We start from the raw sequence: 26,784 nt of genomic DNA, 5'->3' as shown, positions 1-26,784 counted from the left end.
TGTATTACTGAGACCGATAATTTCCTGAAATTTTCAAATGCCCGGAAATTTAGCTGCCACAGTGGCCTAGCCCCATTTCCATATCAATCCGGAAGTAGTATAAGAGGTAGAACCAAAACACATTATCTAAGGAACAAAACTTTAAAGGCCATATTGTCCTGTAGATTTTAAACGAGAGGTTGAAGGTAAAGGTTAATCCCGTTGGGAGATTAGCTTTATCTCTATAAGCTCTTTACTTGCACCTCATGAAAGGCATCGGCCTGTAACTTCAACAATTCCTCTGCTTTTTGTTTTTTGTATTTGTAAATTTCCTCTTCTTCTGCTATTTCACTGTAGATTTTATTGTTTAAAATGGTATCTGTTTCCAATACTTTTTCACGTTGCCCAACCTTTTGGGTTACCCAGGTCCTTAGGGCACTTTCTTGGTCTTCCAGCTTATAATCGTAAGCCCCTTTAGGGGAAAGCAATTTTGCTACTATGGGTGATGTTTCTATAGCTAGGAACAAAAGAAAAATAAGGAAAGAGGGCAACCATGGCAATTTATCCAGGGCATTTATTCTAGCCATGAGTCCGTCGAAACCATCAATAATGGGTTGAGTAGTTGTTATTTGATCTGTATATTCCAAATCCAGGGCAACGATCTGCGCCTCCAAGGCTGAAATTTTTTCGGAGTTCATTTGTTTTAGGGCCTGCAGTTCGGCCAGGGCGACATCGTGTTTGTCCCTTTTTTCCTTGTATACTGGCCCCTTGCCCAGTAATTTGGTACCCGCGGTTCCTTCTGCCTCGGAGATATAGGTGTCGTAAAGGGCATTTGTTTCGGCCTCCTTGGTAATAATTTCATTTTTAAGGCCCAATATATCGTTCTTTAGTTGTTCGGTTTTTGGGGTGTATTGTGTGGCAATTTGCTCCTTATTGGCAAGCGTCATCGTATTTTTTTCCTCTAGGAGTACCTGATTGATCTCTTTTTCAAAAATTTTCATTTCCAAAGGTTTGGAGATGACGATGGCGATAATGATGGCTAATATTAGTCGTGGGGTTGCCTGTAATAATTCGCTCTTAAAACTAGCGCTCTTTTTTATGGTAGATACAATAAATCGGTCCAGATTAAAAATGAGAAGCCCCCAAATAAGGCCGAAAAAAATGGAGGTATAGATATTGTCGAAGACGGTAAATAGGGCATAGGCACTAGCTATAAATGCCATGACTGCCGTAAAGAAGACGGTAGCGCCAATTCCGGCGTATTTGTTTTGTTCTCCTTTGGAGCAAGTTTTGAGAATATCGGTATCGGCCCCGGAGCAGAGCATAAAGAATTGCTGTAACATAGTGATCTGATTTTGATTGATGTTCCTATAGACTGTTAGAATGTAGAAACCTATGATTTGTTACAGTAAATTATCATAAATATTGCGCATAAGCTTAGAGCTTTTCAATATTGCTGCACAGAGGATGCCCCTGCTTAGATAAATTCCAGATGGGTAGCCATGCGTATCAAGGTGGCGGTATTTTTGGCTTCGAATTTTGCCAATAGGTTTTTCCGGTGGGTGTCTACGGTGGTGATACTTATAAAAAGTTTGGTTGCGATCTGGTTATTGGTAAGACCTTCTGAAATTAGTGACAACACCTCTTTTTCCCGCCTTGTGATGATGGGTATTTTTGAACCTACATTTTTTTTGACGATCAATGCCGCTTCCTCACTTAAATATTTTTCACCGTCCATTACGGTTTCAATGGCGTCCAATAATTCTTCTTTGGTTGCATTCTTTAGCACATAGCCGGAAGCCCCGTTATCCATAATTTTGTTGATATAGCTCTGTTGGTTGTAGGAACTTAAGCCAATAATTCCAATTTTAGGATATTTGGCTTTTATTTCCTTGCATAGCTCTATTCCACTTATGTCCGGGAGGTTTATATCCAATAAAATAATGTGTGGTTGGTGTGTTTGTAGGAATGCCATACAGGATGTTGCATTCATTGCATGTCCCATCCACTCCAAACCTTTTGCATTTTGTAGTAAGGACCTTATGCCCTCAATGATCATATAATGATCATCAACGATAAATATTCTTGTTGTCATTTAAACATTAAATTCTATATGTACAGATGTGCCTTTGCTATATTCCGAGTCCACGTTTAGATTTCCTTTTAGAAATTCAACCCTATGCAGAATGTTGGTCCAGCCCATGCCTTGTGATTTTTTTAATATTAGAGTATCAAATCCTTCCCCATCATCCTCTACGGTAATGGTAAGTTGGTGCTCCGTTTTAGTAATTTGTACGATCACGGTTTCGGCCTTTGCGTGCTTTAAGGTGTTGTTGATGAGTTCCTGTACAATTCTATAGATGGTAATGGCTACAGTCTGGTTTATGGACGTATTTGCCAATCCAAAGGACAGATAATTGATCTGTACTGCCCCTGTCTTATTTATGTGGTTGCAAAAATCTTTTAGGGCAGTGTCCAGGCCAAACTTAAGTAAGGATTCCGGCATCATGTTATGGGCTACCCTGCGCATCTCTTTAATGGAACTGTCCAACATATCCATACTGCGTTCAAATACTTGTTGATTATCATTGGTCATGATCATATTTCCTTTGATCGATTCAAAGGAATATTTGATTCCGGAAAGCATTCCCCCTAAGCCGTCATGTAGGTCCTTGGCCAACCTTGTTCTTTCCTGTTCCTCTCCCTTTAAGACCGCCGCGGTTGCGGCAAGTTGTTTTTCTGTTTCAAGTTCGTTGATCCTATTGGTCTGAAGTTTCTGTTTATGACGGTAATTTCTATAGGAAATATAGCTCGTGAGCAGAATGACCATAATTACCCCGAACAGAAGATAATTCAAGCTGTTCTTCTGGCTAATGGACAGTTCTTGGATCTTTTTATTATTTACTAAATTGGATATCATGGCCTCCTTCTTTTCGGATTCGAATTTGGCTTCCAACAGATTTATGTTTAATTTACTTTTTTCTCCGACCACAGAATCGTTTAGAATCTCATATTTTTTGCGATACTCCAGCGCATCCCTATATCTCCGGGCCTTTTCGGCCATTTCCGAGGCCTTTAGGTAAAGGTCCTTTAGTTCGTATTTTGTACCCAGTTTTTCTGCCAAGGATATGCCCGAAAGAATGGAAGCCACGGATTGCTCATCCTGTCCGGTGTTTTTGTAAAGGTCAGAGAGGCCCATATAGGCGTACATTTCATATTCAGGGGCATCCTTTTCTTTGGTTAGGGCTATTATTTTGCTGTAATAATTTAGAGCTTTACCGTAATTGTGCTCTGCATTGTATACGTCTGCGGTGCCCAACAAGCCATCCAAGATTAGAATGTAATCATCGGTTTTTTCCCCAATTTGGACTATTTGTGAATAGTGCTTAAGGGCATTTCCATAATCCTTTAAATACAGTTCCGCCGTTGCAATGTTGAACATGGACGATGAAATGGCATAGTCGTTTTTGAGACTATGGGCTAATTCCAGTGCCCTAATGGCATAGGTCTTGCCTTTTTCAAATTCTTTGAGATTGATAAAAATGGAGGCCAGATTGTTGTTGATAATCCGTTGCAATCTTATGTCTTCCAGTTCCTCGGCAATTTTTAGGGCCATAAGGTAGTTGTCCGTAGCCAAATGGAAATCTGATAGATAGTGCCATTCACTGCCAATATTGATCAAAGCTACCGCAATATCCCTCTTGCTGCCAATTGTTTCATAGATGGTAAGTGCTTCTTTACATAAGGCCAATGCTTCCTTAAATTTGCCTTGTGTATTTAGAATTTCTATGGCATGACTGGCGTAGGCCGCCTTACCTCTGTCATATTTAAGGGCCATTGAGCGCTTTTTGGCCACATTGTAATACCAGAGGGCAGAGTCGGGATATTTATTTGCCAGCTCCTCCCCATATAGGTAATACAGGTTTACAAGGACAGTGTCATTTGGAGTTGCTTTTATTTGACGACCTATACTATCCAATTTGGAAGATTGGCCAAAGGCAAATTGCATTAGGGCCAAATACGGCAACGACCAAACAACTGATTTACGCGGAGAGTTGAATGCATACATGACGTACAATTTGCTCCTTTAAAGGTACGCATAGCACTGATACAAAATATCCCTTTTTTCCATGATTTTTAATGGTAAGAAAATCCTGTTTTTAGGGGATTGTAGGAGTGGTCTTTTAAATGGAATTTTACAATATGTTATTGATAATTGTATAAAAGTATCTAAGGTATGGACGCTATTTATAATCATTGCCCATTCCTTTCATGGCAGTAACGGGTATTTAACGAAGTTCAACTATAAATCTTATTGGAATGAAAACAAAACATCTAATACTTGTTGCCCTACTAGGGCTGCTTGGAATATCCGCTTATAAAATAAGTGAGGATATAATTGCCAAATTGGGTATGGACCACGCCAATGCCCAAAACTATATAATGGCCAATTTTACGGGAGGTTTTGGCTCGAATTATGAGGTTGAGCCAAACTTTATGAGTCTTCCCAGGTTAAAGTTACTTGCTACTATTGTGGAAGGGGATAAGGTGGGAGCGGCCAAGGAACTATGTGAATACATAAAGCTGTATTGCAATAGTGAGGAGTTTATGGCCGTGTACCAGAAGAAAAGGGCTGACAGTAAACCAAGTTCAGAGCCTCCTAGAATGGATGATGCTGTACTTCAGGGAATGAGGGATGGGATTAAGGATTTGGAGGCAGCCTTAACCGACCTCAGGAAGGCACCAAAAGAAAATGCCCAATCTATTGCCATGTTCGAACCTATGTTGGAGGAGCAAAAAGCCACGGTTGCCTTGTATGAGGATCCAACCCCTAATAAAACGAAATGGGAAAAAAGTTATCCGGCAGATCCCGCTGTTCTGGTAAAAAGAAAATTAGAGGAATATCTTAGCTTAGTTTCAAAAGTGGATTTTAACGCAAAACTTAGTGCTCCCGATAATTATAAAATTAAAAAGTTTGTCAATCCGGATTACGAGAGTAAATCGCCACAATGGAAAGCGTGTTATAGGGCAGGTAAGGAGGTAAATACGGCAGTTTCGGCTTTTGTGAAAACTTGGCTTCAGGGGGAGATTATTTCGTCCACAAAAACTAAAATGCCCGTATCTTCGTTAGACGCCAATAAAGGTAACAGTACTGAGGGTATAGCTAACCCATCCTTTGTTGTGAAAGATGGCAATGATGCCCAGGAACAAAATACGACTGCACCGGAGAGTGAACCCAAAAAATCACTTTTGGCCAGAGTGAAGTCAAAGGCAAAATCGATTATTAACGAATAGTGGGGTATTGGAGTGATATCCTTTTTTTCTTGGGGCTCGATCCTGCAAGGTTTTTCTAAACGTTGTAGGTTTAAGGGCTTGCTTCCAATCCTACGAGGTTTGGCTAACCTTGTAGGTTTGGTGTAAGGGTTTGATAGCTTAATGGGTATTCCGTTTAGGCTTATTTCAAATCCTGCGAGGTTTATTTTGAATCTTGTAGGTATCTCCTTTGAGTGATGGTTTTAGTCCTACAAGGTTTTGGAAACCTTGCAGGACTGCTATGTCATGGACAGGAAATGGAAGCTCCTTCCCCATGTAGGGGAAGGTGTCATCCCGACCTTGTTGTCGGGATGGCGGAAGGGGTAGTGTGCATCCTTGGGCTTTTGTGATGTGGCTATAAGTGCAATCTCTGTTTTTAGGGACTTTCTACCCGCTCGGACTTCTTTCCCAACTGGCTGTCGGTAAAGAATCCACTTTATTTGAGTATTGCAAAACTGGGCGGCATTGTAAATTGATTTTGCATTAGCATTTGCAGCGGCAAGTTTTTTGGGCTGGTTCCTGCAAGGTTTCAAAAACCTTGTAGGTATGTTGTAAGGGCATTATTGTCTCTATGGTTTTCCGTTTAGGTTTGGTTCTAGTCCTGCAAGGTTTCCAAAACCTTGTAGGTATCAATCCTATCTTGCGACTTTCGTCTTGCAAGTTTTTAGCCCTGAAAATTTCTGGATCTTTATTTTGGCTGACTTATATCATGTTTTAAGTTAGGAATGTTGGCGACCTTTAGTGTGTTGGTTTAAACGGGTAATACGGACCTTTTGGTTTTATTGCGATTACTTGCTATATGTGCATTGGTACTCCCCTTTTAAATCGACCAAATATTAAACAATTTCAAAATTTATTAAAGTATGAAAAGAAGAGAGCCAGTATCAAAAATTATGACAACAGATTTAATTACAATAAATCACACCAACAGTTTATTGGACGCCGAAAAATTGTTCGAAAAGCATAAGATTCGGCATATTCCAGTTGTGAACAATAAAAAGATTATTGGAATTCTGAGTTTGACGGATTTATTACGGATTAGTTTTGTTGATAACTATGGAGAGGATGATTCCCAAGTAGACACTGCGGTCTATAACATGTTGAGCATAGAACAGGTAATGGTGAAAGATCCAGTACATATATCCCCTTCGTTGACTGTTAAAGAGGTAGCGGAGATTTTGGCCAAAAAGGAATTTCATGCTTTGCCGGTGGTTGAGAATGGAGACTTGGTCGGGATTGTTACTACCACGGATTTGTTAAATTACCTTTTGGAACAATATTAGTATGGATTTTAGCCGAGAGGCCTGAATTCTAATTTTAGGATTTTTGGGCCTCTTGGCTTTTTTGTGCCCTTTTCCTAATCCTACAAGGTTTGTCAAACCTTGTAGGTGTCTCAGTTGGGTGATTGTCTTAGTCCTATAAGGTTTTTGAAGCCTTGCAGGACTACCTTGTGATGGATAGGAGATGGAAGCTCCTTCCCCATGTAGGGGAAGGTGGCATCCCTACCTTTTTGTAGGGATGGCGCAAGGGGTAGTGTGTATCCTCGGGCTTTTGTGATGTGGCTATAAGTGCAATCTCTGTTTTTAGGGACTTTCTACCCGCCCCGTCTTCTTTTCCGACTCGATGTCGGTAAAGAATCCACCCCTCCCTGTCCAGGGTGAGGAGCTGTTTTTTTTAATTTTTTATCGGCCTCTCCCTAATCCTGCAAGGTTTTATAATCCTTGTAGGTATGGTGTTGGGATATGATTGTTTATCTGGTTTTCCCCTTTAGGCTTGCTTCTAATCTTGAGAGGTTTGAATTGCTTGGTAGGTATCCCAGTTGGGTGACGGTTTTAGTCCTACAAGGTTTTAGAAACCTTTCAGGTCTGCTTTAAATTTTGATTGGTATGTATGCGATTAACATCCACCCAGTTGTACCCTTGGGTAATCGCTTACATCAATGCTAGGATCTTTACTCTTTCTCACTAATTCGATTACTTCAGTTGTCTTATGTTGATGGGGGCCAATATAAAAGGTGGCTCCTTTTTCTGCCAATTCCCTTATATATTCCACTGGATTTGGATTTTTCTGAGGTGGTGGTTGAGGTACAGTGTACAAATGTCCATAATATACAGAAGGCTCTTTTATAGCCTTTAATTTTTGATTGGAACTACTTTTTAAAGTTGGTGATGGAATATTATCTTCATCAACGTTTGGCGTAGAATTTGGTTTTCCAAATTCCCCATTAGGGTCATTATATAATGGGACCGGATGCACATAATGATTTTCCTTATATGCCAATTTTTTATATGTATCGTAAAATTGCATTACTTCTACATAGTTTTTTTTTAGTTCATCAATACTACCCTTGTGCTCGTTGTGGTAACGGGAGACTGCAGCCCTATAGCTTTTCGCTTTTTTTAAATAGGTATTAATCGCATATTTCACTTCTTTCGAATAGTTTTCGGTATTGACGTGGGTTGCAATAGTTGGAGGAGGAGGTGGGAAATCGGAGCTAACAACGGGTACTATTTTCGCTTTCAACACCACTTTTCTTGAGTTATGATTATTGTTTCCTAACTCTTCTTCATGGTCAACTTTTGTTTCTGTCTTTGGCGGAGTTGGAACTGATGGAATAGGACTTGGCTCACCCTTTTTTATGGTTGGAACCGGCTTTGGAGCAGGAGCAGGAGCCGGTGGGGGTGGTGGACATTCTGGAAAGGACTGTGCCTGCTGTTTTTGCTCATTGCTCATACGACTGTAAATAGTTTCTAAGATCTTTAGGTCCTTTAGCGGAATAATCCTTTTTTCTTGGGGTTGAGCATTGTATTTTTTGGCAAGGGTGTTGAATTCCTGTATTTCCGTTTTGGTGGCCCCGACTTGGGTTGGGAATCCTGTTGGTCCTTTAATGTCTATGGTGGCTACGCCATAGTCCATTAAAATAGCATCTACTTGTTTTATAATATTGTCCGGAGTTTCTTTCTCTACACTAATAATGGCCCTAACGCTTTGCTCTCTTTGTTCCTTGGTTAGGCCTTGGTTGTATTTAGGTAGGTGTGATTTTAAGTCTTCGATTTTAACCAAATCAGCATTGACCAACAACTGTCCTTTTTTATTAATGGCTATAGAAATTTCTTGTGTTGGAATATTTTGATTTTTTGAATCATTAATTATTTCCTGTACAATATCCTCTACTATTGTTTCATGTTGGTAGCCCTGCTCAATAGTAACGGTCTCGATTTCTTGAATTTCAAGAACTTCTTTGGTGCTAAAACTGTAGAGTAGGAGTGCTATTAATGGAATTAGCAATAAACTTTTAAGCCAAATGGCTCTTTTTGATGTTTGTGTTTTCATGATGACGATTCGTTTTTTGATTGATGAATAATGAATGGCGTTTGCCAAAGGGGATGTTACGGCATTTGATGAGAATGCCAATACCAAGTTTTGATAGTTGGTAATACTTGTTCCTCTTTTTAAAACGGCCTGGTCCGCTAAAAATTCGTGGTTCAGTTTTGCCAAATGCTTTGCCCAGTAAATCAATGGGTGAAACCAGAAGACAATTTGAATCAGCTCCAACAGTAAGATATCCAAGCTGTGTTTTTGTAAGGCATGGGTTTCCTCGTGCCAAAAAACTTCTTGCGGAATTTTCTCGGTTTCGTAATTGTTTTTATTGAAAAAAATATAGCTAAAAAAGGTGTGCGGAGCAATAAGTTCTTGAAGCAACACGTGATGGATACGTCCGGATTTTAATTTGGGATTGTTCTTAATATTTTTGATCAACGCCCTGAGGTTTTTCAAAAACTTGAGGGCGAAAATTAATACCCCTAAAGTGTAAATACCCCATAAAATAATTGGTAATATTTGGGCAGTGTTGTTTTCGTTTTCTATGGGATTACTGCTGGTTTGGCCAATGTACTCTGGAATCAGGGTTGGCTCTAATGTTACTGTAACATATTGGGTAAAGGTGATTAGGGGAATACAAAGGGAAATGATAAAAGCGGATAGGAGATAATATCTTTTAAAATGATGAATATGGACCCTCTCCAACGCTAATTTGTAAAATAGAAGGAGTATGGCCAAGCACGCACTAAATTTTAAAAGATAGATCCACATGGCTATTTGTTTTTAATTTCTGTATCGATCAAGTTTCTTAATTCTTCCAGCTCTTCCTTGCTCAAATCTGTTTCTTTGGCAAAGAAGGAAGCAAACTGGGAGGTGCTGTCGTTAAAAAAGGTTTTAATGAGTCCGTTCAAGTGTTTGGAGAAATAATCTTTTTTCTTTACCAAAGGGTAGTATTGTCTAGCGTTGCCAAACAAGTTATACCCAACAAAGCCTTTGTCCGTCATTCGCTTTAATAAGGTAGCCACAGTTGTGGTGGCGGGTTTGGGCTCGGGGTAGACCTCCAATAGATCCTTCATAAAAGCTTTGTTCAGCTTCCAGAGGTGGTTCATTAATTCTTCTTCTGTTTTTGATAGTTTCATTTGTAAAATGATTATTTGCTCTACAAACATAGAGCAAATATTTTAATTCTACAAGTGTAGAGGTGTTTTTCTTGCTGAGAGTGATGAACATTGAATCGCGGTTGAATAAATAGTTTTGCCTGAATGACGGGTTTAGGAACTGACCCAAGAGATTGTAAATTGATTTTGCGTTAGCTATTGCAGCGGCATCCTTTTTTGGCCTTAATCCTGCAAGGTTTTAAAAACCTTGTAGGTATGTAGTAAGAGCGTTTTAATTTATCTGGAAGTCTTGCTGAGCTAGGTGCTATAGTCCTACAAGGTTTTTAAAATCTTGTAGGACTATCCAATAGTGCGCAGGGGAAGGAGGCATCCCGACCTTTTTGTCGTGATGGCGGAAGGGGTAGTGTAAATCCTGACGCTATTGTGAGGTGGCTGTTTGGGCACCCTTTAGTTTTACGGGCTTTCTACCCGCCCCGTCTTCTTTTCCGACTCGTTGTCGGTAAAGAATCCACCCCTCCCTATCCAGGGTGGGGAGCCGCTTTTGGCAGGTAAATGAAACAGAATAGATTCCCTAATATTCTAGAAAGAATCTACTCTGTTTGAGTATTGCTAAACCCGGTTTCATTTTTAATTGATTTTGCGTTAGCTATTGCAGCGGCATCCTTTTTTGGCCTTTATCCTGCAAGGTTTGTCAAACCTTATAGGTATGTTGTCAGGTCATCATTGCTTATCTGGTTTTCCGGTGTAGGCTTGGTTCTAATCCTGCAAGGTTTTTTTTAACCTTGTAGGTATGGAGTAAGAGCGTTTTAATTTGTCTGGAAGTCTTGGTAAGCTAGGTGCTTTAGTCCTACAAGGTTTTAGAAACCTTGCAGGACTACCCAATAGTGCGCAGGGGAAGGAGGCATCCCGACCTTTTTGTCGTGATGGCGGAAGGGGTAGTGTGTATCCTCGGGCTTTTGTGATGTGGCTATTAGTGCGATCTCTATTTTTACGGGCTTTCTACCCGCCCCGTCTTCTTTTCCGACTCGTTGTCGGTAAAGAATCCACCCCTCCCTGTCCAGGGTGGGGAGCCGCTTTTGGCAGGTAAATGAATCAGAATAGATCCCCTGATATTCTAGAAAGAATCTACTCTGTTTGAGTATTGCTAAACCCGGTTTCATTTTTAATTGATTTTGCGTTAGCTATTGCAGTGGCATCCTTTTTTGGCTCATGTCAGGCCCCAAAAAGCGGTCCTGCAAGGTTTTTAAAACCTTGTAGGACTAGAATATAAATGTGACCGAAATATCTACAGGGTTTCCAAAACCTTGCAGGATTAGAACAGAAACTTTGCGGGCTTTAAGCCAAAAAAGATATAGCGGAAAGAGCGACCCGCGAGGGAAACGCCCAATAACATGATTCTTGCTTATTTGGATAATTCCGTGAAATATTGATAGAAATAAGGAATGGTTTCTATGCCTTTTAGGTAGTTCCAGACCCCAAAATGCTCGTTGGGAGAATGTATGGCGTCACTATCCAAGCCGAAGCCCATAAGGATGGTCTTGCTTTTCAATTCCTTTTCGAAAAGGGAAACTATGGGGATGCTGCCTCCGCTACGCTGAGGTATTGGGGTCTTGCCAAAGGTGGTTTCATATGCTTTTGAGGCAGCTTTGTAGGCATTGTTATCTATGGGTGTTACATACCCTTGACCGCCATGGTGTGGGGTAACCTTTACGGTAACTCCGTCCGGAGCCAAACTTTCGAAATGGGTCTTGAACAGTTCTGTTATTTCTTTCCAATCCTGATGAGGTACCAAGCGCATGGAAATTTTAGCATAGGCCTTACTGGCAATAACGGTTTTTGCACCTGCACCAATATATCCGCCCCATATTCCGTTAACGTCCAAGGTAGGTCTAATGGAGTTGCGTTCGTTGGTGGTATAGCCCTTTTCTCCATAAACGGCTTTTATATCCAAGGCTTTTTTATAGTTCTCCAAGCTAAAAGGTGCCTTGGCCATTTCTGCACGTTCTTCCTTGGAAAGTTCTTCCACTTTATCATAGAATCCAGGGATGGTGATATGGTTGTTTTCATCGTGAAGTGCAGCAATCATTTTGGTCAATACATTGATGGGATTGGCCACAGCTCCGCCGTATAGGCCTGAGTGCAAATCCCTGTTGGGCCCGGTCACTTCGACTTCCACATAGCTGAGTCCACGTAAACCAGTGGTTATGGAAGGTACATTATTGGCAATCATGCCGGTATCTGAAATTAAGATGATGTCATTGGCCAATTTTTCTTTGTTTTCGGCTACAAAAGTGCCCAAATTCTCGCTTCCGACTTCCTCTTCCCCTTCGATCATAAATTTTACGTTGCAGGGCAATTGGTTGGTTTTTACCATAAATTCCAAGGCCTTTACATGCATATACATTTGTCCCTTGTCATCGCAGGCGCCTCTTGCAAAAATGGCCCCTTCGGGGTGAACGTCGGTGGATTTTATAACCGGTTCAAATGGAGGGGAGGTCCAAAGGTCTATGGGATCTGCTGGTTGAACGTCATAATGGCCATAAACCAAAACGGTGGGCAATTCCGGATTTATTGTTTTTTCCCCGTAGACTATGGGGTATCCGTTGGTTTCACAAATTTCTACGGTATCGCAACCGGCCTCCAAGAGTGAAGCTTTAACGGCTTCGGAAGCATTGATGACATCCTGGGAATACGCTGGGTCAGCGCTTACTGAGGGTATCTTGAGGAGGTGTATCAATTCATTGATAAAACGTTCTTTGTTTTTGACTAGGTATTCCGAAATGTCTTGCATGTTTTGATTTAATTGAAGGCTAAATTTACAAAAAAGAACTTTTTATTGGCTAAGTATTTTAAAATTGAAAAATTACTTTATATTTGCATCCCGATAATAATCGGAGTCAATGCAGGCGTGGTGGAATTGGTAGACACGCTAGACTTAGGATCTAGTGCCGTGAGGTGTGAGAGTTCGAGTCTCTCCGCCTGTACAACAAGGGAAAGCCGACTTTTAGGAGTCGGCTTTTTTTGTTTTGGTAAAACAATGTCAAAACAAATGGAAGTTTTTACTTTATTTAAAAAAAGTAGAACATTAAGAATCAGAAATTATTGAAGGGAATAATTGATTTGCCTTAAAAGCAGGAGGTCACTGGTTCGAACCCAGTAGGGCCCACAGTAACAAAGACAAGGCTTCCAAGAAATTGGGAGCCTTTTTTGTTTAACCTATAATTTAAAAAAATGCGCACTTTGGGCTCAATTTTATGGAAATATAGTTATACTTAATACTATTTCACATTTCATAAATTGCTCAATGTAAGTGTTTTATGAATATGCTAAATTGAAATTTATTTGGTTTTGAAAAACAAAAAGCAGGGGGTCACTAATTTTAACACCGGGCTTGTTTAAAATCAATATATCTTCCATCTAAAAGACAATTACATTTTTTTTTAATATTATTATGATCAGAGATACGACATCAGTCCATTTTATTTAATGGAGGAGTACCAATCAGTACCTTAGATCATTGTTGTTCATTAATATCAGCCTCAATTAAGGTATCATAAAACTCAGGACTGAAAGCAAAAAACTCTAGTGAGAATCGTTCATTTCTATCAGGACCATCGTCCATATTGACTATTTGCTCATTTTCATCAAAAGGCTCTGATTCTCCTACTAGAACAAAACCTTTTAATTTAGGGTTCCAATCTAAATGGCAGTATCCCCATGCAGCATTGGTAGTTAGGTATTTAGTGCTAAATTTTTCGGCCATTGGAGTCTCTGAAATTGAAATGGTTGCCTCCTCCCGGTCTCCGCTAAAATTACTAGCTACGGCAATCCGTCCTTTAAATGGTCCTTCAGGTATTTTTACGGCTCCTTGATGGCACCTTCTAGCCTTGTGGTTTTTGCGGGTTTGGCCAATAAATGTCGGATTTCCTTTAAGGTCAAATAGCATTTCGTTTTTATAGCCGGTTTTTCTTTGTCGCCTTGAGACTACATATATAGTTCTATTCTCCAGCAGTGCCCAGGAAATTTCGTTGAGGTCTCCCTTATACTTTGGATAGTCTAGAACATCATAGAACAAGTCCCAAGAATTCCCTCCGTCCAAAGTTATTAGGAATTTAACGGGATCAACATAAAAAGGAACTATATAGGCATCTCCTTTTTTGCCTTCCCACTCCATATCCGGAATAAATAGCGCATTGGTAGAGGGGGATTGGTTCGGGGCGATAGTATCCATTTTGAAGGTGAGTAATTTGGTCATTTCATTCATCGATTCAGGTCTAGACCACGTTTTGCCTTGATCCTTGCTAACCGTTCTGTATACACCCTTGTATTTGTCGGCTTGTGGATGTGAGCTATGGCCTCCGGAAAAATAGCAATGAATCTGATCTCCCCATTCGACCATGGATGTATAGGCAACAACACCATTTATATCCTGCATCAGTAATTGATCGTCTGTCCATGTTTTACCACCGTCCAAACTTCTTGTCAGTACTAATGTAAGTCCCGGAGGGGCGTCGTTAGCCCCTTTAACCTGATAATGATAAGAGGCGACCAATACGCCATTTTTAAGAGCAATTACACGTGGCTCCTTAGTTTGGTAGGCTCCAAACCTAGTGCCTTCATAACGGGAATCTCCTTGGGAAACATCAGAAGGTAAAAAACGCATTCCTTTATAAGCCAAGGTGTCGTTTAAAATTTTTCCAGTTATATATTCTTTGCCTGAATACTTACTATCTAGGTTTTTAATATCCCCACCAGCCATTTGAGTATGGGAAAAATGCACAAAAATGGTGTCCAATATAGACGCAATAAGCTCACCTTTTTTATTTTTTGCCGTTACTTTAATCACATTTGGACCATACCAATCCGCTAGGAATGTATTCTCGTTGGAGGAAGAGGATTTACCTAGGTTTTTCTGGTTTAACAACTGCGCTTCACCTTGTCCTTCTATCAATTCGTATTGATAGACCAAGTTGTCAGGTGTACCATGGGCTTTAGCTTCCAGTAGCACTTGAAATTTCTGAATTACCATATCACTGGGAAGTTGGTGATCACGGTGCGTTTTAAAAAAGGTTTTTGGTTTTGTTATTGTTTTGTCTAACGTTAATGTTGTTACATCTTGATTTTCAACCCATGCTAAATTGAATGTAGCTAGCTGTATTTTTGCCCGCTCCCCATTAAAGTCATATTCGGCCAACATACCAATGGTTCCATCAGGTAAAATGGCCAAGGAGGAATAGTCAAATTTACCATTATACAATGGCTTTTGAACCGGCCAGGATTCTCCGTCATCATAACTCAAGGCAATTATAGCTTTACCCCTTTTATTGCCATCCATTCTGCCAGTCACACCAACATGGACCATTACTCCGGGAATATTGCCTTGTTTAAACCGATAACGTAATAAAGGCGACATGCTGCCGGTGTCCATTAGTTCTGAATGTGCTGTTAATCTATCCCACGTTTTGCCACCATCATAACTTTTGGATATCAGTCGAAAGCCTTTATCTCTAATGGAAGCCATGATAGCTCCTTCTTCCAGCTCTACCATTTGAATTTCATTGCCCCCAGATTTTCCTTTAATCGAGGGTGGAATGGCTTTTCCATGTTTCCAGCTATTTCCGTGATCATCGGAATAAAGAGCGTAATTGTTGGAAGTTTTTATTCCATTTCGTAAAAAAGTTTCGGACATGGGGATAATAATTCGATCTTTGAACTTGCCGTGTTCTAGTCTAATGCCCACGCCAGGACCACTTATAGCGTGTAGACTATGCTTGTTGGATTTAGCGATATAGGTTATTTCCTCAGGATCGGACCAGTTTAACCCTTCATCTTGGCTTTTAATCAGAAAGATTTTTTCTATGGCATTCCCTTTCAATCCCGGTTCCACTTGCTTTACTCCATGGGACCTATCACTGCTATGTCTTTTCTCAGGAAAATAAATATAAGTTAGAATAATAGTTCCGTTAGCCGATTGTACTAAAACAGGATTCATCACCACATTGTCATCGACCGAAACGATAACCTTTGGGGAGGACCACGAATGGCCACTGTTAATGCTTCGTTTTAAAACGATATCGTTTTTGGCATGGTCGTGGTTCAAATCTTCCCGACCTTCCATTATAGCAAGGGTAGTTCCTTTCTTTGTTACCAAAAGTGAGGGAATACGATAATTGTGGTATCCCATATTATCGGTTTCTGGGTCAAACACAGTGTTGATTTTGAAAAAAGGATATTGATTTATTGTTGACTTCTGTTGACCCCAAAGTGAGCTGTACCCAAAAAGGACTATGATAATGAGTCCTCGTATAATATCATTGTTCATTGTGTGAATAATTTTAGTTGTATAATAATATAACTAGGTTTACGATGTAAGGAGTGAAAACAGCAGTCAACATCCCATTAATACACATCGCCAATCCAGCATAAGCACCTGGTAAATTTCCTTCAGCCAGTGCTCTAGCGGTTCCAATACCATGGGCAGCGGTTCCTAGGGCTGCACCAATTGCATTTTTGTTCCTTATTCCCAAACTGCGTAATATGGCTGGACCAAAAGCATTTCCAAAAATTCCTACAGCTATTACTACGCCGGCAGTTATATAAGGTAATCCACCAATTATATAGGCGATTTCTATAGCAATAGGAGTAGTGACAGATTTTGGGGCTATGGATCTTATAATCGGTTCAGAAGCGCCTAGTACTATTGCTATGGAACATACAGTAATTATACTTATGGTTCCACCAATAACTACGGCATATACAAAGGGTAGTAAATTCAATTTGATTTGCTCGTATTTCTCATAAAAGAGAACCCCAAGCGCAACGACCGTAGGTCCTAATAAAAACCCTAAATATTGCCCTCCAATGTTATAGGTCTCAAAATCAATTTTAAAAATGACTAGAAAACTTATTATGGACAGAACTGACAGCAGAACTGGATTAAAAAGGACAAATTTCCATTTATGGTCTATGAATTGTGCCAGTTGAAAAGCTAGGAGGGTAATGAAGATACCAAAAAGTGGTTGCTGATAGATTTCACTCATGCTTGCCGAATTTTTGTAATATGATACCTGTTATATACAGGGTTAGAACAGTGCTTATAACAGTACTGACAACAATTGCGAGCCAATGAATCTTCAGAACATCATAAAAGGTCATTAGACCCACGCCATAGGGCACAAAAAATAAAATCATATATTTTATAAACTGATCTGATGCTGGTTTAATATCATTCAATTTTATGACCTTTAACTTTAAGGCTGTGAAAATAGTTATCATTCCAACAAGGTTGCCAGCTATTGAAAGATTTAGTAGGTATACTATTAATTCCCCGAGCGCTAGGAATAAAAATATATATAAAACTCCCTTGAACATTATTTAAATATTTTGATTAATCCTAAAGTGTAACAAAAGTCCCGTTAATTATAAAAAGCATAATAATTAACTAGAGTATGGTTTATTTGGTTATTGGTCAATTTCGAACATAGTTAAACTGCCAGTTAAATTTTGCTTTGCACCACATGATATTGATTTTACAATGTTATACATAATGCAATTTTACGGTAAGTATGTGGATTTTCAAAAAAATCCGAGAGGTGCTTGTATAAAATTCTAAAATAAATCTAATTTATTGGGTCAGGTTATCAGTTTACTATATTTCAGCTTTTGGTAGAGCATTTGTAGGTTACTATCAAAACTCGTACAACCATATCTACTGAAAGTACAATAAAAATGGTTGTTTTAACGACTATATCAATTGCAATACTAATAATCTCGATTGCCATTTAGACCACCATTTTTTTCATATTTGGTCGCTCCGAACTTTATAAGAAAAAATATTTAACATTAAAAACATTCTTAAAATTTGGTTAAAATTAATTTTATGTCTAATATTGGCTTATGTAATACATAATAACTAACAAAAATGAAACGAAAAAACAAAATTTTAAATTGTGTACTCACTTTGGCAGCTATTTTGCTTTTCTCGGGTGTTCACGCCCAAGAAAAGACTGTAACCGGGACTATTTCGGATGATTCCGGTCAGCCACTTCCTGGTGCCAATGTATTGGTAAAGAATACCACCAACGGGGTACAAAGTGATTTTGATGGTAATTTTTCCATCAATGCAACATCAGTAGATGTGTTGATTTTCAGTTACCTTGGTTTTACGAAGAAAGAAATTTCCATAGGTAATCGGACAGTAATCAATGTAACCCTCTCCGAGGATGCCTCCCAATTGGATGAAGTCGTTGTTGTGGGGTATGGGTCGCAATCTAGGGAAACACTTACTTCGTCGATATCAAAATTAGATACAAAAGTCTTGGAAAACGTCCCTTTTGCCAATGCGACACAAGCCCTACAGGGATCTGTTGCGGGAATCAGGGCTCAGCAGACTTCTGGACAACCAGGTGCAGGAACACGTATTATAATACGTGGAGGTACTTCTATCAATAATCCAGATGGTGCTGGACCGTTATATGTAATTGACGGTATAATTAGGGATAATATGGATGACCTTAACTCAGCTGACATTGCTTCGGTACAGGTGTTGAAAGATGCCGCTGCAGCATCCATTTATGGTTCTCGGGCCTCTAATGGTGTGGTGATTGTTACAACCAAAACTGGTAAAGGAAAGCCTAAAATAAGCTACAATATGACCACGGGCATGTCGCAGATTGGGAAGACCTATGATTTGGTTTCTGCGAGAGACTATATTTATTATGGAAGATTGGGCCTAGCGGCCACAGGGGAAAAGCATCCGGAGCGCCTTTCAAGGTTAGATTTGCCGGTTGGCGCTGGTATTGGTAATGATTTAACCAATAATACGAGTTTTACAACCCAATATTTGCAACCTGGAGTTAATGATCATAAACTCAATGAAGGATGGGAAAGTATGTCAGATCCCATAGATCCCACAAAAACAATTATTTTTCAGGGTACTGATTGGCAAGAAAAATTATTTAAAACTGGAATTACCACTAACCATCATCTTTCATTTTCTGGGAGCACTGAAGGGGCTGAATACGACGTAAGTGTTGGGTATCTTAATAGTGAAGGTGTAGCTCTGAGGACGGATTATGAGCGTTATACTGCCAAAATGTACGGTGGATTCAATATTAGGGATAACTTTAAAGTGTGGGGTCGTGTAAACTACAGTACCTCAAACAATAATCAAGTCTATAGTTCCAATCAAATTTTTCAACGTTCCTTAGGTTTGCCTCCAACGGCCAAATTCACTTTTGAGGACGGTACCTTGGCACCTGGTCAGAATAGGAGTATCGGAAATCCGGTGTACCATCTAGGTAGATTTGATAAGGAGCGTAGGGATTATAGGTTGGCACTTTCTATTGGTGCAGATTATCAAATTTTCTCTGATTTAACATTCTCTCCGTTCTTTTCTTATTCTCAAGAGCAGGATTTAGACAATTCATTCCAAAAGTCATATTTTAATACAGCAACTTCTTTTAATGATTCCAGAGGCGCAAGTGCAGATTTCGCGCAAGATATATCAACCCAGATTGAGGGAGTGTTTACTTATGCAAAAAACATTGGGGATGATCATTCCTTGAACGCTAAAGCGGGCTTTTCCAGGGTTAGTAGGGAGGCCTTCATTTTAGGTGCAGCGGGAAGGGGAGCATCATCAGATCTCATATCAACATTAAATGCCTCGGCTGAACCCACAAATGTTACGAGTTCGTTTTCTTCTAGAAATATTATTGGATTCTTCGGAAGGCTAAATTATGATTATAAGAAGAGGTATCTTATAACTGCCAGTGTTAGACATGATGGAGCATCAAATTTAGGAGCTGATTTTAAATGGGGAACTTTCCCAGGTGTTTCTGCTGGATGGAATGTGCATAGGGAAGATTTCTGGAGTGATAATTCCTCAACCTTTAGTTCTTTAAAATTTAGAGTCAGTTACGGTGTGACAGGAAATATTGGTGAATTGGAAGATTATAAATATCAAGGCGAATATGCGGTTGGTAGTAGATACAATGGACAAGCTGCTGTACTTAACTCATCTCTTTCCAATGATGCTCTTCAATGGGAGGAAACAGAAGCTATTGGTGCAGGATTTGATCTAGGTCTTTTTAATAATAGAGTAACCTTATTGTTCGATTATTACAATCGGGACACTCATAATTTGATAACAAGTTTTACTTTGCCAAAAGTGACTGGATTTTCAAGTATTTTGACGAATTTGGGAGATTTGAACAACGAAGGGGTGGAATTGGAATTGAATGCCAGTATCATCGAGGGTGAAAATTTCGGATGGACATCTGCACTAAACCTATCTCATAATAAAAACACTATTACCAAATTACCTGAAAATGGTAATGAGAACAACAGAATTGGTGGCTATGAAGTAGCGGATCCAATAAATGGAGGAACTAGATGGGTAGCCGGACTGCAAGAGGGACATGCAATTGGGGATCTCTACACCTATGAAGTTTTAGGGGTTTATGCAACCACCGCTGAAGCAGAGGCGGGACCTATTGATGAATTGGTCGCTGGATCTGACAAACGCAAACAGGGAGGTGATATCATATTTCGGGATGTTAACAATGATGGAATTATCAATACCTTGGATAGGGTATTCGTTGGTAATGAATATCCAGATTGGACTGGTGGGTTTACCAATACCTTCAATTATAAGAATCTTAGTTTAACCGTTCGTACTGATTTCTCAATAGGTCATACTATAGCGAATCAAATGCACGGAGTGTTTTTGGGACAATGGCAAGGGGATATAGGTATTACCAAGGAAGTATTGAGGTCATGGGAAAACGAAGGAGATGTTACAGATATTCCAAGGTACTATTGGGCAGATCAACTGGCACAAAATAATAACTTTAGAACTGGAGGAGGTCAAAACCAGGCAATGAATTCTGATTTTTATGAAAAAGGTGATTACTTGGCCTTAAGAGAAATTACATTGAGCTACAATCTGCCGATAACACCAGGAGTTTCAAATTTGGGGATATCCAATCTTAGATTATATGCTACAGGAAGTAATTTAGGTTACCTCACCAATTATAGGGGGTTATTACCTGAGGACGGAGGAATTGATAATGGAAGATATCCAAATCCACAAACCTTCTTATTAGGATTGAATGTGTCATTATAAAAATGAACAGAAAATATAAAAACTTAAATATTATGAAGACATTTAGAATAATAGCAATGATAATACTTCCATTTATGTTGGTAGCTACATCTTGCGAAAAGGACCTGAACCTCATACCTGAAAGTGTTATTGGCGCCAATTCTTATTGGAAAAATCAAGGGGACGTTGATTCTTACGTGAACGGAATGTATGTAAGATTCCGTTCCGATGCAAATGATAATTTATTTTCATGGGGTGAAGCCCGTTCAGAAGTTTTGAGCTATGGTTTACAAGCTTCTGAGGGTAGGGAAAGATATTTTGAAAATACTTTGGATCCCGATGCAGCCGGACCGGATTGGAAGAACCTTTATACCGTGATTCATGACGCAAATTTAATTTTAAAATATGGTCCAGATATTGACTTTGACTCTGATGCCAAGAAAAATATAGCCTTGGCACAGGCACATGCAATGCGAGCATATTGTTATTTTATTATAGCTAAGGTATGGGGAGACGCTCCCGTAAATACTGAACCTACAGAGGGGTTTGATCCAGTGAACAGTTTTAAAGCAAGGGACAATGTTTCGGAGGTTATGAGCTTGGTGAAATCTGATATTGATGCAGCTCTGGGACTTTTCCCCGACAACACATTTTCCAACGGAAGGTCACAGTGGTCAAAACCTGCGGTAAATGCACTTAAAGGGGATGTCTATTTGTGGACAGGGAAACTTATGGGAGGCGGAACTTCCGATATAACTACGGCTTTGACTTCATTGGAAAGTGTTAGAACCGCTGATGTAGATTTATTGTCCACTTATGATGACATTTTTAGGTATGACAATAAGGAGAACAAAGAGGTTATAATGGCTATTCATTATGAAGATTTGGAATCTGGTAATAATTTTAATGATGGTATTTACATCCGAGGCGACCAAATTCCAACCAATGGTGACCCAGCTGCTAAGGCTTTGTTAGGAGAAGGCGGTGGCTTGAACAGATGGGCTCCGGCAGCAGGTTTTAGAAGTCAATGGACCAGTGATGATTCGAGAAAGAATGCCACATTTGTTCTGATGAACACAGAGAACCCTAATAACCCTGGTGTTTATGACCAGTTTTACGCATCGGCAGCATTGAAGTTTAGAGGTTTTGTTGATGCAGGGACAAGAAAATATATGGATGATATTATTCTATACCGTTATGCGGACGTGCTCTTGATGATTGCCGAGGCCAAAAATGCTTTGGGCCAAGATCCCTCGGCAGAAATGATCTTGATTAGACAAAGGGCTTATGGAGAAAACTATCCTGGTCATGAATTTGTTAGTGGAACACTGGATGCCAACGATGATGCCATTTTACAAGAACGTTTGTTTGAATTGTCCTTTGAAGGCAAAAGATGGTACGATTTGTTGAGATTTGAAAAAGCCTTCGAGTTGGTGCCAAGTTTGATAGGAGAACCAGAACATAAAAGGCTATTTCCCATTTCACAAGAAACTATAAGCTTGAATGGTTTAATTGAGCAAAATCCTGGCTATTAATAAGCCTGTTTAAAAAAAGTTGAGTTAGTAGAGTTGATTGAGTTAGTTTGAAGGGGAAGGTTGTGATGGCCTTCCCTTTATTTTTTTTGATTAATTATTCCTTAAAAAGCAATTGTGCAAAAACAGTTAAAAATGATATTTATTGGCTGCAGTATTTTGTCTGTCTTTGTGTTAAATGGCCAATCCAAAAATCCACCCAATATTATAATAATTGTAGCGGACGACTTAGGGTTTGGTGACCTTCGTAGTTATGGCCATCCTTTTATAAAGACACCTAATCTGGATAGGTTGGCGGAAGAAGGCATGAAAATGACAGAGTGTTATGCCTCGTCACCAATGTGTTCCCCATCTAGAGCAGGGTTGTTAACCGGAAGGATACCATACAGGACTGGTGTTTATGATTGGATCGCTCCTGATTCAACAATGTATCTCCCAAAAAAGGAAGTTACCATTGCATCCCTTTTGAAAAAGGGGGGGTATCAAACTGCAAGTGTTGGAAAGTGGCATTTAAATGGAAAATTTAATGTACCTGAACAACCCCAGCCAAACGATCACGGATTTGATTATTGGTTCGGTTGTCAATATAGTCTCAAGCATTTGGACCCCGATGGATTTTTTAGAAATGGAGAACCTGTAACAACAAAAGGCTATGCAGCTGATATTGTTGCAGATGAAGCAATAGATTGGCTGGAGCATAAAAGAAATTTTAGCCAACCTTTTTTCCAGTATATCGCCTTTCTCGAGCCTCATGAACCGATATTCTCTCCACCCGGTCTTACAGAACAATATGTTGGTCACGGTAAGAATGCGGAATATTATGCCAATGTGGCCAACTTGGATCAAGCGGTAGGAAGAATAATCAAAAAACTGGATGATTTAAACTTATCGGAAAATACGTTGGTATTTTTTACATCAGATAATGGTCCGGCACAATATACCCCGAACGGCTATTTTAATAAATCCCATGGTTCTGCGGGTCCCTATAAGGGCTACAAACGCCATATGTTTGAAGGAGGCCTAAGAGTCCCTGGTATATTTAGGTGGAAGGGAACTATTGTCCCTGGACAAACCAACGAAACACCGATGGCAAATACCGACCTTTTACCAACAATCTGTAAATTGACAGGAATTAAAATTCCCAAGTATCTTAAACTTGATGGAACGGACATTGGTCCAATTTTTTATAATAAAGAGATTAAGAGAAAGAAGGCATTGCATTGGCATTTTTACGACCCGTGGGGAGGGCCTCAATCTTTGCTAAGGGAAGGTGATTTTATTTTAGGAGCCCAGTGGAACGTGGGGGATTTTCATAAAAACGGGAGGTTCCACCCTAATGAGGTAAGTATCATAAAAAGTGCCGAACTTACTGATTTTAAATTATACAACATTAAAAAAGATGTTCATCAGGACACTGATATTTCAGAAATGGAGCCTCAGATTTTCAAAAAACTAAAAAAAGCTTTAATTGCTTTGCACAATGATGTGATAATTGAAGCGCCCTATATTCAAAATTAATAGTGATATGTCTATGAAAACTATTACAAGTAAAATCGTTGTCCTATCGGTATTTTCTCTGTTTGTATTTGGGTGTAAATCATCAAAGAAAACAGAAACAAAAAGACCTAATATTTTGTTGATCGTGTCAGAGGATAATGGTCCAGACCTAGGTTGTTATGGTGTTAAAGAGGTAAGCACACCAAACTTGGATAATTTGGCGCAGGAAGGGGTGTTGTTTGAGCGAGCTTTTGTTCCTTATAGTGTATGTAGTCCTTCCAGAGCGGTTATTTTTACTGGATTATATCCGCATCAAAACGGACAGATAGGCTTAGCGACACACAAGTTCAGGATGTATGATAATGTGAAAACCTTACCAAAATATTTGAATGAGGCGGGGTATTCCACGGGTATCATTGGTAAGCTACATGTAAACCCTGAAAAGGAAATTCCTTTTGAGTTTAGCGCAATTCCAGGAAGTAATTTTGGTAAGAAGGACCTTAAAAAATATGCGGAGGAAGCATCTAATTTCATTAAGGGTTCGGATAAGCCTTTCTTTTTAATGGTAAATTATCCCGATGCCCATTTCCCGTTGCAAAAACAAGTTGAAGGGATGCCCAAAAATCCTATGGATGGTGTTGATTTGAAGGGTTCCTTACCGTTTATAGGGGCTGATAGTGAACGATTAAGGGAGTATACCGCTAATTATTATAACAGTATGGACAGATTGGATGAATCCGTAGGGATGCTGCTAAAAGAGCTCCAAGCCTCTGGGAAAGCAGATAATACTATTATCATATATTTGGGTGATCATGGGGCGCAATTCTCAAGAGGAAAATGTAGTAACTATGAGGCGGGGTTGCGGATCCCGCTAATCATTAAAGATCCTAGCATCAAAGCAAAGAGTGTTCGTCAAAACGAATTGGTAAATACGATCGATTTATTACCTACGTTCCTAGATATCGCCAAAGTTAATTCCCCGAAAAATCTTCCAGGAATGTCATTATTGCCCTTATTGAAAGGAGCTCATGTGAAAAATAATAGAGAATATATATTCGCTGGGGGCAACGGCTCAACTAGCCTATTGTATTATCCGAGAAGAAGTGTGAGGGATTATAGATATAAACTGATTTTGAACATGCTGCATGGAAAAGAAAACCCCCATTATACCTTTTATGAAACCCATATAAATGGGCATTTTGATGCAGGGACGGAAGAATCGGAAGTTAATAATTCATCACCAGAGGTAATCAATGCATATAAAGTATGGAAAAACCCACCAAAATATGAGTTGTATGATCTCCAAGAAGATCCCTACGAATTCAATAACTTAGCTGGTGATATTGCTCATCAAGATGTCTTAAATAGGCTGATATCGGCCTTGGAAACTTGGCAATTTAAGACAGATGATCCCTTGTTGAATCCTATGAAGTTTGCGAGATTTAATAAGGAAATAGATTCTGTAAATACCCATTTTCCAAACCATTCATACAGTAAAAACAATAATTTCAAATGGCTCTATCCAGAATATTTCATAACTAATTGAGCGGGTAAAATTTGTTCTAAGCATATTCAGAGTATGCCCCATGGCTTAGCCTCCTTAGTTATAACTTTTCAACACTTAGGAGGTAGACAAACCTTCGGTAAAGTCAATTGAGGGAAATGATGTAGTTAAAGCGGGTAATTGGTGTTAACCTAAATGCACAAACTAATAACTTCTATTTTAAGGCTATATTTTTATAGATAATTTTAAAATTGCGGAAGTCCTCACGCCTGGGCTTATTTCTCCGCAGGGGATAAAAATGGCATTGTTCCAATACAGTGCATTGGTTACGATTTGTGGGTTTTCTGGTAATGTTTCCAATTTAGTCCAGCTATCCTTTTGGGTATTATAGGACCACAATATCCTTGAGAAAGTGGTGCCCCTCAATAGTGAAATACTTTCGTTTTCCAATGTTTTTATCTTGTCTAAATGAAGTGTTGGGTTGACATCATGGCAACTTTTTAACGCTTCTATTTCTTGTTCCAATTCTAGTCTTAGTGCTAGGGGCTGATTCTCTCCGCCTGCACCACCAAAAATTAATATATTCGCCTCCCCTACAGATAATACAGGCGCTGCAGCGATAAAACCACTCAAAATCAATGGTGTGCCATTGTTTGGAACATCTTGTTTTTGCGTCCACTTACTGTTTGTTATGTCATACTCATATACATCGGACAGCATTTTTGTACTTGGGCAAAGCATAGAGTTGTAATATGTTCCGCTCATAACATATAGATAAAAACAGGATCCTTTTTTGTGTCCGCTTATCACGGCTTGGTTTCTACCTGGACCAGGAAATCCTACAAGGGACTCCCATTTTTGACTTCTTTGGTCTGCGTTAAGGTCCAATGAAAATATATGATCTGTAGCTTCCCCTCCTATAATAGTTTGCCCACCAACTACATAAACCACATCATTTATTTCGCAAACGGACATATTGCACAAAGGGATAGGGAGAAAGGGCATTTCTTTTAGACATACCTGCCTTAGGGACTTGTCCCATTGCAAGAGAAACACGGTATTGACAACATTCTTCCCGTTTTCACCACCGATGCATAGGACGCCCATTTTTGTTGAGACAGAAGCTCCATTGGCTAGCGGTTCAGGCAATTGTAAGGTTAGATCAGCGGCCCATTTGTATGTTGCTTCCCCTTTCGGTTTGTAGAGAGCAAATATGGTGTTGTACCATTTTTTATTCCCGCCTTCCCAAAGGTTTTTATCGGGAAAATTTGTTCCACCTGCCATTAACATAACATTATTGTGGATGCCACTATAGCAGCCATTAAGGCCTTTTTTGATTGGAATTTTTGCTACTATAATTGATTTCATTGGCTATTATTGCGTTCCGTTGGGACTTGATTTGGTCTTTATTTTTGG

16 protein-coding genes, 2 tRNA genes and 1 pseudogene are annotated in these 26,784 nt (G+C 39.5%); 9 read left to right on the top strand and 10 right to left on the bottom strand.

The features are described from left to right. Nucleotides 1-147, top strand: a pseudogene (locus MWU82_RS14095) (transposase); the annotation flags it as partial. Nucleotides 148-221: 74 nt separating this feature from the next. Here the strand turns inward: MWU82_RS14095 and MWU82_RS14090 are convergent. The 3 genes from MWU82_RS14090 to MWU82_RS14080 all read right to left on the bottom strand — a co-directional run bounded on the left by MWU82_RS14090 (nucleotide 222) and on the right by MWU82_RS14080 (nucleotide 4,048). Then, complete coding sequence (locus tag MWU82_RS14090; protein WP_247096850.1) at nucleotides 222-1,322, bottom strand: DUF4407 domain-containing protein; 1,101 nt, start codon at nucleotides 1,320-1,322, stop codon at nucleotides 222-224. A 134-nt stretch (nucleotides 1,323-1,456) separates the two neighbouring features. Then, nucleotides 1,457-2,074: a response regulator transcription factor gene (locus tag MWU82_RS14085; protein WP_247096849.1), complete on the bottom strand. Its 618-nt coding sequence runs from the start codon at nucleotides 2,072-2,074 to the stop codon at nucleotides 1,457-1,459. Beyond that, nucleotides 2,075-4,048, bottom strand: coding sequence for a sensor histidine kinase (locus MWU82_RS14080; RefSeq protein ID WP_247096848.1), 1,974 nt, complete (start codon nucleotides 4,046-4,048; stop codon nucleotides 2,075-2,077). It abuts the gene before it with no gap. Between the two features lie 251 nt (nucleotides 4,049-4,299). Between MWU82_RS14080 and MWU82_RS14075 the strand changes: the two genes are divergently transcribed. After that, nucleotides 4,300-5,274 (top strand): hypothetical protein, encoded by a 975-nt coding sequence (locus MWU82_RS14075; protein WP_247096847.1) that lies wholly within the window; start codon nucleotides 4,300-4,302, stop codon nucleotides 5,272-5,274. 881 nt (nucleotides 5,275-6,155) lie between these two features. Next, nucleotides 6,156-6,575, top strand: coding sequence for a CBS domain-containing protein (locus tag MWU82_RS14070; protein WP_215947355.1), 420 nt, complete (start codon nucleotides 6,156-6,158; stop codon nucleotides 6,573-6,575). A gap of 613 nt (nucleotides 6,576-7,188) precedes the next feature. Here MWU82_RS14070 and MWU82_RS14065 read toward each other — a convergent pair. The 3 genes from MWU82_RS14065 to MWU82_RS14055 form a co-directional block, all read right to left on the bottom strand. Next, nucleotides 7,189-9,351 carry a M56 family metallopeptidase gene (locus MWU82_RS14065; RefSeq protein ID WP_247096846.1) on the bottom strand — a complete coding sequence of 721 codons (2,163 nt, stop codon included), beginning with the start codon at nucleotides 9,349-9,351 and terminating at the stop codon, nucleotides 7,189-7,191. Nucleotides 9,352-9,386: 35 nt separating this feature from the next. Beyond that, nucleotides 9,387-9,752: a BlaI/MecI/CopY family transcriptional regulator gene (locus MWU82_RS14060; RefSeq protein WP_187588002.1), complete on the bottom strand. Its 366-nt coding sequence runs from the start codon at nucleotides 9,750-9,752 to the stop codon at nucleotides 9,387-9,389. Between the two features lie 1,381 nt (nucleotides 9,753-11,133). Then, on the bottom strand, nucleotides 11,134-12,522 hold the full coding sequence (locus MWU82_RS14055; protein ID WP_247096845.1) for a dipeptidase: 1,389 nt from the start codon (nucleotides 12,520-12,522) through the stop codon (nucleotides 11,134-11,136). Between the two features lie 111 nt (nucleotides 12,523-12,633). On the opposite strand from MWU82_RS14055, the gene MWU82_RS14050 reads away from it, so the two are divergent. Together MWU82_RS14050 and MWU82_RS14045 are read left to right on the top strand one after the other, a co-directional pair. Then, nucleotides 12,634-12,715 (top strand) — tRNA-Leu (locus MWU82_RS14050). 115 nt (nucleotides 12,716-12,830) lie between these two features. Beyond that, nucleotides 12,831-12,897: transfer RNA gene (locus tag MWU82_RS14045), tRNA-Leu, on the top strand. A gap of 348 nt (nucleotides 12,898-13,245) precedes the next feature. Here MWU82_RS14045 and MWU82_RS14040 read toward each other — a convergent pair. The 3 genes from MWU82_RS14040 to MWU82_RS14030 are packed head-to-tail and all read right to left on the bottom strand — an operon-like array spanning nucleotide 13,246 to nucleotide 17,102. Continuing rightward, the gene (locus MWU82_RS14040) at nucleotides 13,246-16,053 is read right to left on the bottom strand and encodes a sialidase family protein (protein ID WP_247096844.1); all 2,808 of its coding nucleotides are present in this window, start codon (nucleotides 16,051-16,053) and stop codon (nucleotides 13,246-13,248) included. A 13-nt stretch (nucleotides 16,054-16,066) separates the two neighbouring features. Beyond that, on the bottom strand, nucleotides 16,067-16,771 hold the full coding sequence (locus MWU82_RS14035) for an LrgB family protein (RefSeq protein WP_247096843.1): 705 nt from the start codon (nucleotides 16,769-16,771) through the stop codon (nucleotides 16,067-16,069). Next, the gene (locus MWU82_RS14030) at nucleotides 16,764-17,102 is read right to left on the bottom strand and encodes a CidA/LrgA family protein (protein ID WP_281502436.1); all 339 of its coding nucleotides are present in this window, start codon (nucleotides 17,100-17,102) and stop codon (nucleotides 16,764-16,766) included. Before MWU82_RS14030 ends, MWU82_RS14035 begins: the two co-directional genes overlap by 8 nt. A gap of 550 nt (nucleotides 17,103-17,652) precedes the next feature. Between MWU82_RS14030 and MWU82_RS14025 the strand changes: the two genes are divergently transcribed. The 4 genes from MWU82_RS14025 (at nucleotide 17,653) to MWU82_RS14010 (ending at nucleotide 25,410) form a co-directional block, all read left to right on the top strand. After that, complete coding sequence (locus MWU82_RS14025) at nucleotides 17,653-20,856, top strand: TonB-dependent receptor (RefSeq protein ID WP_247096841.1); 3,204 nt, start codon at nucleotides 17,653-17,655, stop codon at nucleotides 20,854-20,856. 32 nt (nucleotides 20,857-20,888) lie between these two features. Beyond that, complete coding sequence (locus MWU82_RS14020; RefSeq protein ID WP_247096840.1) at nucleotides 20,889-22,370, top strand: RagB/SusD family nutrient uptake outer membrane protein; 1,482 nt, start codon at nucleotides 20,889-20,891, stop codon at nucleotides 22,368-22,370. A 132-nt stretch (nucleotides 22,371-22,502) separates the two neighbouring features. Next, complete coding sequence (locus MWU82_RS14015) at nucleotides 22,503-23,885, top strand: sulfatase-like hydrolase/transferase (RefSeq protein ID WP_247096839.1); 1,383 nt, start codon at nucleotides 22,503-22,505, stop codon at nucleotides 23,883-23,885. Nucleotides 23,886-23,898: 13 nt separating this feature from the next. Continuing rightward, entirely contained in the window at nucleotides 23,899-25,410 is a 1,512-nt protein-coding gene (locus tag MWU82_RS14010; protein WP_247096838.1) for a sulfatase, read from the top strand. A 183-nt stretch (nucleotides 25,411-25,593) separates the two neighbouring features. On the opposite strand, the gene MWU82_RS14005 is transcribed toward MWU82_RS14010, so the two are convergent. Beyond that, on the bottom strand, nucleotides 25,594-26,736 hold the full coding sequence (locus MWU82_RS14005) for a hypothetical protein (RefSeq protein ID WP_247096837.1): 1,143 nt from the start codon (nucleotides 26,734-26,736) through the stop codon (nucleotides 25,594-25,596). Nucleotides 26,737-26,784: the final 48 nt, after the last annotated feature.

Source organism: Arenibacter sp. S6351L (genome assembly GCF_023016025.1).
GTDB classification, from domain to species: Bacteria; Bacteroidota; Bacteroidia; order Flavobacteriales; family Flavobacteriaceae; genus Arenibacter; species Arenibacter algicola_B.
The sequence above is the reverse complement of the archived record's forward strand: the minus strand, read 5'-3'. Positions and strand labels throughout refer to the sequence as shown.

What these genes read in the sequence shown, in the direction of transcription:
- MWU82_RS14035 (WP_247096843.1), bottom strand. Translation starts at nt 16,771, where the DNA reads ATGAGTGAAATCTATCAGCAACCACTTTTTGGTATCTTCATTACCCTC.
- MWU82_RS14075 (WP_247096847.1), top strand. Translation starts at nt 4,300, where the DNA reads ATGAAAACAAAACATCTAATACTTGTTGCCCTACTAGGGCTGCTTGGA.
- MWU82_RS14020 (WP_247096840.1), top strand. Translation starts at nt 20,889, where the DNA reads ATGAAGACATTTAGAATAATAGCAATGATAATACTTCCATTTATGTTG.
- MWU82_RS14070 (WP_215947355.1), top strand. Translation starts at nt 6,156, where the DNA reads ATGAAAAGAAGAGAGCCAGTATCAAAAATTATGACAACAGATTTAATT.
- MWU82_RS14025 (WP_247096841.1), top strand. Translation starts at nt 17,653, where the DNA reads ATGAAACGAAAAAACAAAATTTTAAATTGTGTACTCACTTTGGCAGCT.
- MWU82_RS14080 (WP_247096848.1), bottom strand. Translation starts at nt 4,048, where the DNA reads ATGTATGCATTCAACTCTCCGCGTAAATCAGTTGTTTGGTCGTTGCCG.
- MWU82_RS14090 (WP_247096850.1), bottom strand. Translation starts at nt 1,322, where the DNA reads ATGTTACAGCAATTCTTTATGCTCTGCTCCGGGGCCGATACCGATATT.
- MWU82_RS14005 (WP_247096837.1), bottom strand. Translation starts at nt 26,736, where the DNA reads ATGAAATCAATTATAGTAGCAAAAATTCCAATCAAAAAAGGCCTTAAT.
- MWU82_RS14060 (WP_187588002.1), bottom strand. Translation starts at nt 9,752, where the DNA reads ATGAAACTATCAAAAACAGAAGAAGAATTAATGAACCACCTCTGGAAG.
- MWU82_RS14015 (WP_247096839.1), top strand. Translation starts at nt 22,503, where the DNA reads ATGATATTTATTGGCTGCAGTATTTTGTCTGTCTTTGTGTTAAATGGC.
- MWU82_RS14085 (WP_247096849.1), bottom strand. Translation starts at nt 2,074, where the DNA reads ATGACAACAAGAATATTTATCGTTGATGATCATTATATGATCATTGAG.
- MWU82_RS14030 (WP_281502436.1), bottom strand. Translation starts at nt 17,102, where the DNA reads ATGTTCAAGGGAGTTTTATATATATTTTTATTCCTAGCGCTCGGGGAA.
- MWU82_RS14010 (WP_247096838.1), top strand. Translation starts at nt 23,899, where the DNA reads ATGAAAACTATTACAAGTAAAATCGTTGTCCTATCGGTATTTTCTCTG.
- MWU82_RS14055 (WP_247096845.1), bottom strand. Translation starts at nt 12,522, where the DNA reads ATGCAAGACATTTCGGAATACCTAGTCAAAAACAAAGAACGTTTTATC.
- MWU82_RS14040 (WP_247096844.1), bottom strand. Translation starts at nt 16,053, where the DNA reads ATGAACAATGATATTATACGAGGACTCATTATCATAGTCCTTTTTGGG.